Origin of the sequence: Haloferax sp. DFSO52 (assembly GCF_048158745.1) — an archaeon.
Classification (GTDB): domain Archaea; phylum Halobacteriota; class Halobacteria; order Halobacteriales; family Haloferacaceae; genus Haloferax.
The window spans coordinates 290,227-305,862 of the sequence record NZ_JBLOPB010000002.1; the positions used below are offsets into that span (position 1 = coordinate 290,227).

Below are 15,636 nucleotides of genomic sequence, written 5' to 3' on the forward strand. Positions count from 1 at the left end.
CAGGGGTAGGGCTTCCAATACTGTACACGTGCCTTCAACTTGGGCACTCCCTGTGCGAAAGTCCCCGCTCGTATTTAGCCCTGCGTTCATGGGCAGGGATTAACTCCGAACATCTATTATGAATTATATTTCTCATTATTAAAATTCTATCTGATATATAAATTTATGCAATGTGCGGATTCTCGTCTCGAGCGCGAGGCAGTCATCCTGCTTGCATCCGTGTCGGAGCGCGCACCTCTTCTTCACGAAGTTCGACCTGTGGTGGATCTCACTGATACGGCTTCGCTTCTGAGCGTTCATACTAGTTAAATTCCCCACACGACCAGAGCTTGCAGTCCGGGCTGCAGCCACCGATGGCGTTCCCCTCGTACCTTCCTTAAGGCCTGATACGGCTTGTTGACAGCAGCTTTAACCAACACTGTGTGATTCAGCTTCACAGCTTTCTTGCCATCTATTTTGAGTTTTTAATTTGAGCTTGTGGAAAGCACAACACAGTGTAACCGCTAGTATTCGAATCTGAACAGCTCTCTGCTTCGTCCTTCTTGGATGTCTCTACTATCGATGCTGCTCGATCTCTTTAGTAAGGTGGTTGCTCAGGAATAATCCATCGTCACAAGGGGCTCGGTGGGGCAGACCTCGTTTCTACTAATAGCACACTGATCGGGGAAACCCATAGACTGAGAGCGACCTACCCGACTCGGGGTGTACGCGAAGCCCACTGCACGCCGGGGTCCACGAACCCGAACGAACCGCCGTCGCCCGGCGTACCGAACGCGGCGTCGGACGTCCCGAACCGGAAGTCGGGCGTATCACGAGAGAATCGGCGGGTCAGTCACGGCGTGCGAGTACCACGATTGCCCCCACAGATACGAGGCATCCGATTCCGAGTGCCAGTCCCGGGACTGGCGGCCCCGCCCGCGGCCACGCTCGCGAAGTGTCGTCGAAAACGTCGTTCTCGTACACTGTGAGTCGTTCACTCTCGAACATCACGGTGAAGTCAGCGTGTGAACCAAGGTGCTCGTACTGCCGGTAATCGGCGTCGTGTGACAGTATCACGTACTCGATGCCAACCGACGCGAGTTGGTCTCCGAACGTTGGGTCTTCTGGGTCGGTGAGCGATTCGCGGATACGGGCCCGTGTTGGGTCGGTCGCACGCGTCTCGATACCCCCGACTTCGATGTTGTGTCCCTCGACGACTGGGCGGTCGAAAAACAGCGAGGCGGGTGTCGCGATGCGCCTCTCTGACCACGAGAACGTCATATATTGGTGCCACGGAAGAAAGAGCACGCGTCCCGACCCATCCGTCCCAATCTGCTCGTTCGCCTCGTCCCACGAATCCGGGTACGTCGTTGTGTCGAGTTGGCCGTCGAACCCGCCTACCATCGGTGCAGTGTAGGCGAGCGGTGAAAGCACGACGAGTGAGAGGAACAGGAGCGTGACGAGTCGAGTGGTGTCGAGTTCCGAGCGGAGAGTGGTCTCACGCGACGTGGTGACGCTGGAAACTCCTCGCGGAACGAGTTCGTCGACCCCGCGACTCCCGACCAGTGCGTAGGTCAGCGCGAGCAAGCCCGTGAACTTCTGCGTGTCTCGCATCCCCCGGAGGAGGGGGACGACGTCGACGAGCGTACTGAAGACCGGTTCGGAGATCGCCATACTCACCCCGAGGCTCAGGACGAACGCGACGACGCCGGTGACGACGAGTCCTCGCACGATCGAGTCAGTTCGATGGTGGAGCGTACCGTAGACGGTGACGTACACCACACCGACGAAGAGCAGTCCGACCAGCCACGTCGGAAGGACGTCGAGTGTCGTCGTCGCCCCGTCCCGCCAGAACCCATACAGCATCGCGACGGACAGTGGTACGTTGCCGGCTATCGTCCCGTTGGCGCTGAACACCGTCAAGTCGGCACCCGAAATCGAGGACAGGCGTGTTCTGCTCCCGACTTCAGCGGTTGCTGCGGGAAGTAACCAGTACGCGTTCACGGCAGTCGCGACGAGACAGAACGAGCCAAAGCGACGCACGTACTGACGCAGTTCGTCTGCCGAATCGAACGCGGTATCCCCCCACGCTGCCTCGGTCACTCGGACCGCCCAGAGACACCCACCGGTGACTGCGACGAGGACCGTCGCGTGCGGATCGAACACGCTGACGACTGTCGTCCACCCCACGGCTCTCACGAGTGAGCCATCTGCCTCGGAACCGACGTACTGGTCGAACGCAACGACTGCCAGAGGGACGAATGCGTACCCCAAGAGGAAGTACCAGTGCCCAGCGAGCAATCGAACGTAGACGAACGGGTTGATAGCGTAGAGCGTCCCCGCGAACAACGCGGCGGTTCGTGTGCGCGTCGCAGACGCCGTGTACATCGCCACCCCACAGATGACCGGAAGTGACACGAGGACGAGTTTCTGGATAATCCAATCGTCGAGGAACAGAGCGAGTCCGTCGAGTCCGAGCAGGAACGGGAGTCTGCCGTAGTACAGCGGCCCTTTCGTGTGCAGGCCGAACATGATGTAGTCGGTGTTGGGGCCAAAAATCATGTCGAGCGTGAGGACGTACCCCGGCTCTAGCAGTGGGAAGAAGACGAGGAGGCTCAGCGCCGTAAAGTAGCTGCCGACGACTACGCCGGCGGTCCAGTTCGAAGAGGCTCGCAACGGACGCGACGCAACGCTCGTCGAGAGTGTTTGTCGCAGTGACCGAACGAAAGCGGAGAGTCGAGACACGGTGTTAGAGCCTGGATGTGTCGTGATTGCGGACGGCAGTGAGTTTGCTCCGAACCGTGTGTACTGGCTCCCTAGCCGTCGCCACGAAGAGTGCGAGGAGTACGAACAGCCACGCGAGCGCCCAGATTCGAACGACGAGCGGTCGATAGAACCCGCCTGTCCAGGAGACGTCGTCGGGTGCAGATCCTACGAAACCGTTCATCCATCCGTTGGCCCGGAAGTGGGTCGTTCCGCTCGAAGAGATCCACTGCTCGTCGTACGAGGTTCGGACGACGGTCACCTGCCGGTCGTCGAAGGTCCCGTCGCGCCAATAGTCGACGACGGTTCCGGCGTCCGTCTCGTAGGTCACCGCCGTCGCACTCGCCGGAACGCCCGGCGGACGCGAAGAGTCAGTCGCCACGACGGCCACCCCCTGTCGGTACTGCGACCCGAAGACGAGTTCGCCGTCGAGCACCGTCTCGGCGTCGATGATTCGAACGTCGGCATCGACGGGTGGCGCGTTCCCGTCGTCGCCGTTGACTACGACAGTCGTCGCGTTCTCGACCGAAGTGTTTCGCCCATCGATGGTCACGCCCGGGATTTCGTCGCTCGCTCGGGCGGGTGACGTCGCCGCAGGGTACGTGGTTCGGTGGACGGTGACGTCGTCGATGCGGACTCGCTCTCCGCGCCCTGCAGAGCGGAGCCGAATCGACAGCGAATCACCACGTGCCTGTACGACTTTCGGGAGGTCGTCGATTGGGATGGTCTCCTTGGCAACTCGCGTCTTTCCGCTCTCGTTCACGTCGTACCAGTGCAATATCGCCGTCCCGTTCCCCACGGCATCGACGTCGATGCGGTAGGGGTAGTTGTACTGCAGGTCGACCTGTTGTGCAATGGGGACGATTTGGTCTGCAGATTCGTTCGCGGAGTACTCGACGGTGCTTTCACCGTCCGGTGTCGTGACAGCCGAGACAGAGACACCTCTCGACGCCGGTGGCGTCCACCAGTCTTCGAGACCATCGTCGAACGAGGGGTTCTTCAACTGATTCTCGCCGAGTCGTTCGACGCTGCTCTCGACCGGGTAGACGACCGAATGAAGCCCCTGTTTTTGCTCCCAGCGACCCTTCGGTTCGATGTCTGCGACGCGATACACAGTCAGGTTGTCGACGGTGAACGCCGGGGTGAACACGGGTGACTCGTCGAGGACCGTCTCGAACGCCTCGGGGGAACCCCACAGCCACGGCGCGCCGAACTGGTCGACGCGGCGTGGTTCTCCACTCGCGTACCGGTTCGGTGGTGAGTGGTCGACGACGACGTACGTCACCCCAAGTGATTTCAATCGCGTGTGCGTCTGCCGGCCTGCGGCGACGTCTGCGAAGAGGCCTCCGACGTACTCGGTGTTCTGAATGCCGTGGAGGACGCCACCGCTTTTGATTCCGACGTGGTTCGGATAGGCCTGCCGGAGTCGGAGCTGTGTCGTGTAACCGTACGGCATCCACATCACCCGACCGTCGAGTCGGTCGCTGACCTCGTCGTACGACTCGGGGACGAAGTAGTCGTCGTCGCGAACTTCTTGAACACCGAGGGCACCCGACGCGGGAGCGGTGTACGACACGAGTGACAGCAACAGCATGGCCGTCACGACGACCGAAAACATCGGCGTCTGTTCGGTCCTGCGGAGGAGCGTCCCGCTGTTTTCGACCGGAGTCGGTGTCATCTCGAGGAGTGTCTGGACGCCTGCGCCGAACAGGAGGCCAGCACAGACGAGAAGCGGATACTGAATCTTGACCGGGTTCCGAAGCGAAAGGAGCGGCGGGAACACCTCGAACAGCGGATAGGTGAGCGTGGTCGACGTGGCGACCATGAATCCCACGATGGCACCGGCGATTCCGAAATAGACGCGCAACTCACGCCGTCGCCACGCCAGTGCAGCAACGAGAGGGATGACCAGTCCGATCAGCAGTTCCGGTTCCGAGTTGTACCCCAGTGTGTTCATCGCCCGAATACCACGGTTCCCCGAGAGACGGAGGACCGACAGGAGTCCCGCCTCCGAGTAGTTCCACTCGAGGGTGTTGAAGAGGATATCACCACCCGAGTCGAAGTTTCCCGCCCGCTGGAGGATGTGGTGGACGTTCGGGAGGGCGAGCACGATGCCGAGGACGCCGGTGGCGACGAGCAGACCCAATCGGTGCAGGTTCTCCCGCGTCCGATACGCGAGGTACGACGCGAACGGCACGACCATCCAGAAACCGAGCCACGGAGAGATGGTCGTCGCGCCAAAGAGCGCGCTGGCTTTGAGGGCGTCGACGCGCGACCCGCCTTCCTGCGTCTTGTAGAGATAGTGCAGGAGAAGGGGCAGTCCCGCGAAGCCGATGAGTGCCCCGATGCCACCGTTGACAAACTCACCGATGGTGACGGGATTGAGAGCGTAGACACCGGCAGCGAAGGCCCGTGCGACTGGGTGGTCGATGTACCGTCTGCTGAAGACGACGAACGAGACGAACCCGGCCGGAATCAGCGAGAGGTAAAGCAGGTTCTGTGCGAGGCTCCCACCGACGAACGTGACGACACCCATGTACACGGGGAGGGCGTTGTAGATGTACGAATAGCCCAGTTGTTGGTAGTGCCATGTGTGGAGGAACTTGTGGATGGCTTGCATTCCGTAGTAGGCGGGGAAGTCACCGAACGCGTAGAGGCTCCCGACGTGGATGTCGCGCAGCAGATAGATGTACAGCGAGAGGAAGACACCGACTGCGAGGACGTCCGACCGCTCGAACTTCATAAGTATCCGAGGTCTTTCAATTTCTGTTCGACTTCACTGTCGTGGTCGATGACGCGGTCTGTGTCCCGCTGGACGGACCCGGCCGACTCGTCGGCAGCGTCGCCGAGGAAGCCGAGACTCTGCCCACGCATCTCGTCTGGGACGCCCACACCGAATCCGTTGAGGACTGTCGGCACGACGTCGACGAGGTTCGCGTCGTCGAAGTCGAACTCGCCGACGTCCGGACCTCTCGCCGAGATGATTCCGTTGCGGCGATGGTGGGCAATCTTGTGTTCGGGCCACTCCTCTTCGTCGTAGTTGAACATCGTTCCCGGTTGGACGACGTCGCTGATGACGTAGTCTGTGTGGTCGACGATGAGGTCGGGGACACGAACCGGTGCGTCGGGATAGAGTTCTTTCCCGTAGTAGACGTCGTCGAGCACCTTGTTGCCGAAGTCGTCTTCGAGCGCGAGCAGTTTCTCGCGTATCTCTTCGGCGATGGCGTCGGTCTTTGTGTAGATGAGCGGGGCCAACGCGATGGCGTCGGAGTCCCAGTCGAGTTTGTCTTGAATCCCCTCTAGCTTCCGGTTCCCCGGCATTTGTCTAGCGATTCTGACGAGTAGACTACTCGGGAGCGTCGACTTGACGAGACGCATGAGGCGCAGTCGCTGGAGTAACCGTTTGGTGCTCCCGTAGTCGAGGTTCAACAGGCCGGCGACGTCGCCGAAATCGACTCCGGTGTCCTCGATGTTCATGTACCCCTCTTCCTGAAGCCACGTATTGAGGTAGAAGATACCCTCACTCTTCCCGAATCCGTGGTCGGACATGAGGACGACGTTCCACTCGTCGCCCAGTTCGTCGAGGAAGCGACCGAGTTCGCGGTCGACGTCTTCCCAGAACGCCTTCGAGGCAGGAGAATTCCACTCGCTGTGCTGGACGGTGTCGGTCAGGTAGATTGTGACGTGTGCGAAGTCGACGTCGTCTTTCAGCTCGAGTGCCGCGTCGAACTTCCCGCGAACGGAGTCGATGCCGTCGTCGAGGTCGTCGGTGTCTCGCGACAGATAGTAGTCGGGCAGGATAGTGTAGCCGTCTTCTCGCAACGTTCGTTCGAAGGACTTCGGGCGTGCGAAGTCGTCATCGTCGGAGAACGGCCCACTCACCATCCACCCGTCGATGTCGCGCGGGGGGGACGTGCTCGGAACGTTGATGGCGGCACTCCGATAGCCTGCGTCACCGAGGTAGTCCCAGACTTCGCGGTGGGTGAACGTCTCACTGCTGACGGTGTTGAGTGACTCCCGGTCGAAGTCGGGTTCGACGAACGTGAAGACGCCGAGGTCGCCCGGGTTCATCCCCGTCGTATAACACTTCCACGCCGGGACAGAAATCGGCGGGAGACAGCTCTTCAGTTCGCCTCGATTGACCGACGCGAAGGACCGAATCGTCGGGAGGTCGTCGAGCCACGGGTCGAGGAGGTCCCACGTGGCACCGTCGAGGCCGACGACACAGACCTTCATCGGTGTCCCTCCGAGTCGGGTTCTGCGTCAGCGATAGTCGTCGACGATACAGGTCCCGTGAGCGTGCGTGTGTCCGAAGTCATATTAGAGATAGCCAAGGTTCTTGAGTTTCTGCTCGACGTCAGCATCGTGTTCGACGATGCGGTCGACGTTCCGCTGGACGGGAACGGGTCGTCGTCGACCGTTCGACCCGAGCAGGCCGATGCTTTCGCCGCGCATGTCTTCGGGAATGTCGATGCCGAATCCGTCGAGGATGGTCGGTGCAAGGTCGTACAGCCGTGGCTCGTCGAACTCGACATCCTCGACGTCGGGACCACGAGCCGTCAGAATCCCGTCGCGGCGGTGGTGGGCAGTCTTGTGGTGTCGCCAGTCGCCGTCGTACTCGAACAACACACCGGGCTTGACGATGTCGCTGATGCCGTAGTCGGTGTGTTTGATGACGAGGTCCGGGACCCGCACGTCGGCGTCGGGGTAGATGTTCTCGCCGTAGTACACCTCCTGAACGACCCGGTCACCGTACTCGTCGGTGACTTCGAGCAGTTTACTCCGAATCTCGTCTGCGACTTTCTTGTTGCGCGTGTAGATGAGCGGCGCGAGTGCGACGGCGTCGGCCTCCCAGTCGATTTTGTCCTCTAACCCCTCCAGTTTCCGGTTCCCCGGCATCTGGCGTGCAACCTTCCGGAGGAAGCTCTCTGGGAGCGTGTCGAGGACGAACCCAGACAGACGGAACTTCTGCATGAGGGCGAGCGCTCGGTCGTAGTCGAGTCCGACCAGGCCGAACAGGTCTCCGAAGTCGAACCCGGCGTCTTCGATGTGGATGTAGCCCTGTTCTTCGAGCCACGTGTTGAGATAGAACCGGCCCTTCGTGTAGCCGAACCCGTGGTCGGACATGAGGACGACGTTCCACTCGTCGCCCAGTTCGTCGAGGAACCACGCGAGTCTCTCGTCGACCGACTCCCAGAACGACTTCGCGACCGGTGAGTCCCACTCCGTGTGCTGAACCGTGTCGGTGAGATACAGCGTCGTGTGGACGAAGTTGGCCGTTTCGGTGAACCCGAGTGCGGTCTGGAGTTTCATCTCGACCGACTCGACTGCCTCGTCGATGTCGTCGGGGTCACGCGAGAGATAGTACTCCGGCAGAATCGTGTAGCCGTTTCGGTCGAGGGTACGCCCGAGTTCCTTCGGCCGGGTGTAGTCGTCCTGTTTCCCCGAGAACGGGCCGCTGATTTGCCACCCGTCGATGTCACGTGGTGGGTACGTCGTCGGCATGTTGACGACGGCACTCTTGTGTCCGTGTTCACCGAGGTAATCCCAGAGTTCTCGCGTCGTGAACGACTCGTTGGAGACTGTCTTGAACCGCTCTTCCTCGAAATCGGGTTCGACGAAGGTGAACACACCGAGGTCACCCGGGTTCATCCCCGTCGAATAGACTTTCCACGCCGGCATCGACAGCGGCGGGATACAGCTATCGAGTGTCGCCCGTCGCTCGTCGGCGAAGGATTTGATGGTCGGCAAGTCGTCGAGCCACGGGTCGAGGAGGTCCCACGTGGCACCGTCGAGACCGACGACGCAGACTTTCATGCGAACACCTCCGGGAGACGAGGGGTGTCCACTGAGAGTTCGAGCGTCGAGTGTTGGTTCGTCGGAGTAGCGGTGTGCTGTTCGCCCTTCGTGAGTACGGTGTGCTGTTCGTTCGTCGTCGTCGAATGTCGATGTTTCATTGGTCGTGTGGGTGTTGAATCGTCAGACATAGCCGAGGTCCTCCAGTCGTTGCTGAGCCATCCCCGAGACACGGGCGTCCGCGTGCTCGCCGTCTGGCCACGCTGGCAGGGCTTCCGTGAGTCTCCGTTCGACGTCTCCGGGGAGCGTCGTCGGTGCTTCGTCTGGGAGAGAAAATCCGACCGACTCGTCGTCGCCCTGTGAGACGACGAGTTTCCACTCGTCGAGGTAGGCCGCCTTCTTCTCGTAGCCGTATCGCGCGCTCTCGACGAGCGCGATTCGGTCGGGTGGGACACCGGTGCGGAGTGAGTCACCGGTCGTCGCCAACGCGTCGGAGAGACCGACCACGTCGAGGAGCGTCGGCCCGATGTCGATGAGTGAGGCGAGGCCACCGTCGCCGCTTTCGAGGTCGATTCCATCGACTGCGAGGGGGACCCGGGTCAAGGATTCGTAAGGGGTACCTCCGTGGTCGACGCAGTACGCGGGCCGTGAGTCTTCGAAGTGGGCCGCGTCGAAGCCGGTGTGTTCCCAAAACGCCTCGCCGTGGTCACTAGTCACGAGCAAGGCGACGTGGCCGTCGAGCCGTCGGGTCAGGTCGGCGTGTAGTTGGTCGAGTTGGTCGTCGACGTAGGCGAGTGCGGCCCGATAGAGCTGTCTCCGATGGTCACGGTAGCGTTCTCCTTCGGGTCCGGGGTCGGCGGTGTCGGTGAAGTCCCACGTCGAAATATTTGGTATCTCGCTGTCGACGTCGTACCGGTCCCAGTAGGACGCGGGTGGGTCGACCGGTTCGTGAAGGTCACCGAGATGAAGGTACGAAAACGTCCTGTCGGGGACCGTCTCGCCGAGCCAGTGACGAAAGTCGTCGAAGACGGTCTCGGCGGGGGCTTTGTCGTAGACGGTGTTGGTTCGAAACCGTCCACCGATGGCGAAGAAGGGCATGTGAAACGAAAACCCACCGTAGGTATCATAGCCAGCGCTACCGAAGACGTCCGTCACAGTCTCTCGGTCGGAGGGGAGTTTCGGGGGGATGACGAGGTCTGTCGACCCGGTGTCGGAGTCGTCGGATTGTCGAATCGACCCATGTTCATGCGGATACGTACCCGTGACGAGCGAGGAGACTGCCGGAAACGTCCACGGTGCTGGCGTGACGACGTCGTCGTGCAAGCGGTCGGAGAGGAACGGACTGTCGGTTGCCCTCACTGCGTCGGCACGGAGTGCGTCCACGACGACACAGACGACGTGGTCCGGCGCGTCTGACACCGGCGTTCGCGAGGGGAGTGTCCGCTGTCGATTCCGGTACTCTCGGTTGGCTTTGACGGTCAGCACACGGTTGTACGGCCCGACGAGGCGGCGTTTCACACCATCCGGAACCGACTCTATGAGCCGGCGTTTTGCCGTGTCGACGCTGTCTGCGACGATAGAGGTGGAAATCCACCCGTGGTCCGCGTCCGTCACGAGTAGCCACCCGGGGGGTTCGCGTGGCCGAGGGTTCCGACTCGCTGGTTTGGAGTGTCGTTCAACACGGCCCCTCGAACCCCACGCGGTCACGTCGAGTCATGCTGTTACCTGTTCTTTGAGGAGGCTGACCATCCGGGCTGCCGTGTCGCCGATAGTGTAGGACGACGCCGCCTCGGAGTTCGAGTGCGCGAGTCGCTGGAGACGTTCCCGGTCGGCGTGGAGTTCGAGAAGTTCGTCCGCGAGCGCCGAGGGTTCGCCATCGGCGTAGAACGCGGCGTCGCCGCCCGTCTCGACCGTCGACGTTCGCATCCCCTCGACGTCGGAACTGACGACGGCGGTCCCGTAGGACTTCGCGAGTTGGAAGACACCGCTGACGCCGGTACAGGTCCGGTACGGCATCACGACGACGGAGGCGTCCTCCCAGACGTGGTCCATCTCGTCGTCTTCGACGTAGCCCAGGAACTCGACGCCGGGGCGGTCACCGTACTTCGCTTCGAGCGTCTCCTTGTATCCCGGGAAACCCGGATGTGACCCGCCGGCGACGACGAGTTCGGCGTCTGGAATCGCGGTCCGAACCTGTTCGAACGCATCGACCACCGTCTCGATGTCTTTCGTCGGACTGAGGTGGCCGAACACCATGATTCGGAAACGATCGGGGAGGTGTGGCATCCCACCGTCCGCGTAGGCGAACGTCCCGTGCGGAACGTGGTGGACGTTCGATGCGTAGTAGCGGTCCGCGACTATCTCCTTGTACTCCTCGGAGGTGACCGTCGACGCGTCGCCCATCAGGACCATCTGTGTCGCCGTCCGGGCACCGACCTGTTCGACGAGGCCGATGTCCTCGTCGACGGCGTCTTCTTCGACGACTTCCATCAGGTCGTGCATCGTCGTCAGCACCGGAACGTCGTAGACGCGACTCAGGAGTGGGGGAAGTGCGAGCCCGATGAATCGGTGGACGTTCTCGTCGCCGAAGTACGTCATGTGGATATTGAACTGGACGGCGTCGTAGTCGCCCGCGAGAAGTTCGTCGAGGAGCGCCCGCGCACCGTCGAACGAGTCGCGGTCCCAGACCCGTCGGACTTCGTATCCGCGCCTGAATTCGACGGGCGGTGCCGTCTCGCTTCGTTGTGCGAGGACAGTCACGTCGACGTCGTCTCGCCGTCCGTACGCCCTCGCGAGTTCTTCGCCGTATTCTGCGAGATGGCCTCTGGTCGGCGGATGCGACGTGACGAGGGCGACGCTGGGTACGTCGTCTGAAGCAGAGGGTGTCGCAGGCCCGCGAATCGATTTGCGGATTCGGTAGAGTGACCGGAGCATATCCGGCACGTCGCGCGTCGGTGAGACGCTGCTGTCGCCGGGGTCGTCCCAGTCGATGGAGACTTCACGGACTTCGTAGCCGTTGTGGTGGACGCGGGCGACGAGTTCGGTGTCGAAGGCGAATCCGGTCTCGACCATCTCGCTGGCGACTCGGTTCCAGACCTCCGAGCGGAACGCCTTTGCACCACACTGGAAATCTTCGAGTGGCGCGTTCGTGACGTGACGGGCCAGTGAACGGTATCCCTTTGCCAGATACTGCCGAATCGGTGTCTGTGAGTTTCTGCAGTTCCCTTCGATATCGCGGGACCCGACGGCGACCGATGCCTCGCCAGTTTCGACGACTGAGTAGAGTCGGTCGAGGTCTGAGACCGGGACTGCACCGTCGGCGTCGACGTATCCCACGACGTCACCGTCGGCGGCGTCGAGGCCAGCAGCGAGCGCACCGCCTTTGCCTCGACGTGTGTCGCTCACCTTGACCGTCACCCACGGTTCGGACTCGAACGTTTCGAGTGTCTTTCGCATCGCGGGGTCTGGACGGTCCGCGCAGACGACAACTTCGTGCCAACCAGCACTGTGTAAGTCGTCGACGAGTGGGGCGACGGTCGACGGTGGTTCGGCGTAGACCGGCACTACGACGGACCGAGACAACTGGTCGGGTGGTACTTCGAACTGTGCTGAGGGTTGCGTACGTTGTGAACTCATGATTTCACTTCCAGGATTCCGAGGGCGAACAGCGTCGTGTTGCCGAGCAACAAGATGTGTAAGAACTGCACTGGGGTTGCGTGGAAGAACCACATCAGGGCGATTTCTGCGACCGAGACGAGACTGAAGACGTAGACGAACCGCTTCCGGGAACGGGCCAGTTCGAAGTTGAGGAACACGCTCGCGAGCGCGAAGGCGAGAATGGAGACACCGTACCAGCGGAGCAGTGGGACTGCCTCCGAGTATGCGGCACCGTAGAACGTCGTGAGGACGAACTCGGGGAAACTCCAGTAGGTAACTGCGCCGAGACCCGCGATGGTGGCGGTGTACAGCATGGCGCGCCACAGCAACGCGGTGGGTGCTGTCTCGTCGCCGTTTCGGGTCGAAACTTTCGGGAACAGCGCGGTACTGATACCCATCGGGAGGAAGATGAGGATCTTCCCGAGGACGGAGGCGCTGACGTAGAGGCCCGCGAGTTGGGAAGAAAAGAAGTGTTTTGCGAGGATGACGTCAACCGTCGTGGGGACGGTCACACAAAACCCGGTGAGGATAGCCGGCAGGGTGTAGCGGTACGCTCTCTCGTAGTCGAAGGTCGGACTTGGGGACGAGGTGTTTAACCGGTGACGCAGGTGGAGTGTCGTCGCCCCGTACACCACGACTGACGCGAGAACGAGTGCAGTGAAAGCACCGAACACGCCGTAGCCGAGAACGACGAGGACGACACCGGCAACCAGTTTGACGCCGGCGAGCAGAATCTTGTAGCCACCGAGTGGTGTGAACCATTGTATCCCTTGGAGCGTGCCGAAGTTCACGGTCAGCGCCAATCCGAACGGGGCCGTCCCCGCGATTGCCAGGCTAAGCAACGTCGGTGAGACGTCTAGAAAGTCGCTCAACAACGGTGCAGCGGCGAGCAGTATGACGAAGATACCGATGCTGAACAGCGTCGACTGCCGCAAGAATTCCCGGTGGAAGGCAGACAGCGCGGGGCCGTCGTCGACGAGTTCTGCGGTGAACCGACTCGCGCTGAACCTGATTCCGCGACCGAATATGTTCACGATGTAGAACAGCGCGAACAGGGCGCCGAACACGCCGTACTGTTCTGGGCCGAGGGCACGACCCATGAACACCTGAAAGGCGTAGTTGAGTGCGCCGCTTACGACCGTCGCGACGGCTATCACGCTTCCGTGTTGAAGCAGGTCGTCACCGAGGACGTACCGACGGACGACGGCCACCGGGTCAGCGGCGAACTGTCGAACGCTGAGCGTATCGGTATCCTGGGACATTACTTACCGAACGTCTCCTCCGTCGAACCAGTTCGCTACCACTGGGGTCGCAATAGCCGACCGTCCCGGCGGGGACGTGTCGGAGTTTGCGACGTGCTTACCAGACTGCCGATTCTGGCCGGCGTGGCTGTTCTTCTCGGTACCTTCGCCGTTCTTGTGGCCTTTTTCAGCTTTTTCGGTTGGCTTCGTCACCTCGAACTCGAACTCGTCGGAAACGAACGCCGATTCGTCACCGGTATCGATACCGAGTCGACCGACGAACGTTCCGCGGTCGAGTGCCGTCGCGTTGAAGGAAATTCGGTATTCGAACTCCGTCGCGTCAGCGTCGCCGTAACCGTAGCCATATCCGTAGCCGTAGTCTCGGGTGACGTCAGCTTCCTCGTCGTACGCACTGAGAGTGCCGTATCCGTACGGCGCCTGGTTCTCGACCGGAGTAATCGTGAGCGATTCGACGAACTGTTGGATTCTGATATCGCCGTTGTTTATGGTGCCATCTTCGGGCGTCACCTCGTGGATGGTCCCGTTCGGAGCGAACGTCACCGTGAGCGCTTCCCCCGAATCGGTTGCTTCGGGTGAGATGGTGAACTGGTACGTCTCGATTGGGACCCGTTCACCTTCTTCGATGTCGACGGTTGCAGTCACCGTCATCCGGGCGTTCCGGTCGACTTCGTCTGGACCAGTCAACTCCGTCTCGAGTGCGCTGGACGGGACCGTGGCCGCGGCCAGCGAACCGAGAAGCATCACTGTCACGACGAGACTCGTCAGGGCCCGCCGGTGTTCGGAGAGTACTGCCACAACAGTGAGTCGAGTCATCCTCTCGTCACCTCCCGGTCGGGCACACTTCGAACGAGAAGGCGACGCGTTCACGACGGGTTCGGAACCGGCGTGATACCGAAGTGTGGATGCCGAGAGTCCGCCCGGCGCGTCTGTTGTTGATTCTATTTACCAATGGCATTGTTAGTGAATCACCATCAACAGATCAGTGAGTTTGTGTTACCTTATTATTATTTCATGTAACAATGAAAAATCAATGAGTTAGATGAGAATATATGAACGTACGTTCTTTTTCTGAACTGGTGTTCACGTCTCGAACGAGTGTACGTGAAGCATACAATCGTTCACATCGTGAATGGACAGTGCGTCGATGCTGCTTGGGGTGGTCACTGAAATCCGGGACCGACACACTCACGACATTTCAGCCTGAATGTAGAACGCTCAGAAATCAGGCGCGAAAAGAACTCACAGCTCGGGTCGACGCGCCTGTCGCCTGAATCGGTCGTACAGGTCGCGACCCCACGAGACTGCGTCCGGGTTGTCGTTTTGAATGACTCCTCGCAGGGTCCCTTCGTCGTCTACGACGACGCACACCGACTCTGATGGCTCTTCTTCGATGAGGAGTCCGAACGGGAGTCGGTCGTCTACCACGAGCCAATCGAGCCCTTCGTGGGTCGCCTCTTCGAACTGCGCCTTCCAGTGTTGGGAGGTGTACTCGAAGACTTCCGGGGGCGTGATGATTTCGGCATCGAGTGACCCGGACGTCTGTTGTTCGTGAAACAGTGACGCATATCGTCCGACGATAAACGGAGTGAACCCGCGGACAGTGGCCGCACTACGGACGAACGCTTCGACTTCGGAGATTGGCATCTCGGGTGCAAACGGGAGCGACTTCGTGTACGTTGCTCCGTCCAGGAGGGAATCAGAGATAAGCGACGCGTCATCCAGCCCCAACAGGAGATCACTGTTCTCCTGGATATCCGTAAACTTCGAGAGCATCGACTGATACCGGTCGAAGAGGAGTTCGCCGTACGGCGTCACGACGTACCCATCGGCCGTCTCGGTGACGATATCGTGTTCCTGTAGTTCATTGAGACTTCGGTGGACCGTCGGGCGGGAGACGTCGACAGCGTCTGTCAACGTGCGGATGTCGATTGGGCCGTCTCTGATGTGGGCGACGACCGTATCACGACGAAAGAGGAGTCGGAGAAGAGATTTGGTCTCGGTCACAGTATTTTCTCTTCGTAAAACCTGAAAACCATTCTGGCAGATTGTAAATTAATGACGATATCGTCAGACAATGATATACATGTTGTCAAAAATATGTTTGAAACATTCTCATTCCACAAATTCTGAGTGTTGTGGTGGCGCCGGTCGACCGAACGTTGGTCAATTATCTCCCGAA

10 protein-coding genes are annotated in these 15,636 nt (G+C 60.5%); all 10 read right to left on the reverse strand.

The window, feature by feature from the left end:
- Positions 1–828: 828 nt before the first annotated feature.
- Positions 829–2,655: a hypothetical protein gene (locus tag ACK3SC_RS11100; RefSeq protein WP_416840240.1), complete on the reverse strand. Its 1,827-nt coding sequence runs from the start codon at positions 2,653–2,655 to the stop codon at positions 829–831.
- Between the two features lie 73 nt (positions 2,656–2,728).
- Entirely contained in the window at positions 2,729–5,485 is a 2,757-nt protein-coding gene (locus ACK3SC_RS11105) for a hypothetical protein (RefSeq protein ID WP_416840241.1), read from the reverse strand.
- Positions 5,482–6,978 (reverse strand): alkaline phosphatase family protein, encoded by a 1,497-nt coding sequence (locus ACK3SC_RS11110; RefSeq protein WP_416840242.1) that lies wholly within the window; start codon positions 6,976–6,978, stop codon positions 5,482–5,484. The genes ACK3SC_RS11105 and ACK3SC_RS11110 overlap by 4 nt, the downstream gene beginning before the upstream one ends.
- Before the next feature lie 84 nt (positions 6,979–7,062).
- The gene (locus ACK3SC_RS11115; protein WP_416840243.1) at positions 7,063–8,559 is read right to left on the reverse strand and encodes an alkaline phosphatase family protein; all 1,497 of its coding nucleotides are present in this window, start codon (positions 8,557–8,559) and stop codon (positions 7,063–7,065) included.
- The gene (locus tag ACK3SC_RS11120; RefSeq protein WP_416840244.1) at positions 8,556–8,729 is read right to left on the reverse strand and encodes a hypothetical protein; all 174 of its coding nucleotides are present in this window, start codon (positions 8,727–8,729) and stop codon (positions 8,556–8,558) included. Before ACK3SC_RS11120 ends, ACK3SC_RS11115 begins: the two co-directional genes overlap by 4 nt.
- On the reverse strand, positions 8,722–10,152 hold the full coding sequence (locus tag ACK3SC_RS11125) for a sulfatase-like hydrolase/transferase (RefSeq protein ID WP_416840245.1): 1,431 nt from the start codon (positions 10,150–10,152) through the stop codon (positions 8,722–8,724). Before ACK3SC_RS11125 ends, ACK3SC_RS11120 begins: the two co-directional genes overlap by 8 nt.
- Positions 10,153–10,251: 99 nt before the next feature.
- On the reverse strand, positions 10,252–12,174 hold the full coding sequence (locus ACK3SC_RS11130) for a glycosyltransferase (protein ID WP_416840246.1): 1,923 nt from the start codon (positions 12,172–12,174) through the stop codon (positions 10,252–10,254).
- Entirely contained in the window at positions 12,171–13,457 is a 1,287-nt protein-coding gene (locus ACK3SC_RS11135) for an oligosaccharide flippase family protein (protein WP_416840247.1), read from the reverse strand. The genes ACK3SC_RS11130 and ACK3SC_RS11135 overlap by 4 nt, the downstream gene beginning before the upstream one ends.
- Before the next feature lie 3 nt (positions 13,458–13,460).
- Positions 13,461–14,270 (reverse strand): hypothetical protein, encoded by an 810-nt coding sequence (locus tag ACK3SC_RS11140; protein ID WP_416840248.1) that lies wholly within the window; start codon positions 14,268–14,270, stop codon positions 13,461–13,463.
- Between the two features lie 426 nt (positions 14,271–14,696).
- Positions 14,697–15,461 (reverse strand): helix-turn-helix transcriptional regulator, encoded by a 765-nt coding sequence (locus ACK3SC_RS11145; RefSeq protein WP_416840249.1) that lies wholly within the window; start codon positions 15,459–15,461, stop codon positions 14,697–14,699.
- Between the last annotated feature and the right edge of the window lie 175 nt (positions 15,462–15,636).

Bases quoted from the DNA above. Each gene is read 5' to 3' on its own strand.
- ACK3SC_RS11105 (WP_416840241.1), bottom strand. From the start codon at position 5,485: ATGAAGTTCGAGCGGTCGGACGTCCTCGCAGTCGGTGTCTTCCTCTCG.
- ACK3SC_RS11110 (WP_416840242.1), bottom strand. From the start codon at position 6,978: ATGAAGGTCTGTGTCGTCGGCCTCGACGGTGCCACGTGGGACCTCCTC.
- ACK3SC_RS11115 (WP_416840243.1), bottom strand. From the start codon at position 8,559: ATGAAAGTCTGCGTCGTCGGTCTCGACGGTGCCACGTGGGACCTCCTC.
- ACK3SC_RS11120 (WP_416840244.1), bottom strand. From the start codon at position 8,729: ATGTCTGACGATTCAACACCCACACGACCAATGAAACATCGACATTCG.
- ACK3SC_RS11130 (WP_416840246.1), bottom strand. From the start codon at position 12,174: ATGAGTTCACAACGTACGCAACCCTCAGCACAGTTCGAAGTACCACCC.
- ACK3SC_RS11135 (WP_416840247.1), bottom strand. From the start codon at position 13,457: ATGTCCCAGGATACCGATACGCTCAGCGTTCGACAGTTCGCCGCTGAC.
- ACK3SC_RS11140 (WP_416840248.1), bottom strand. From the start codon at position 14,270: ATGACTCGACTCACTGTTGTGGCAGTACTCTCCGAACACCGGCGGGCC.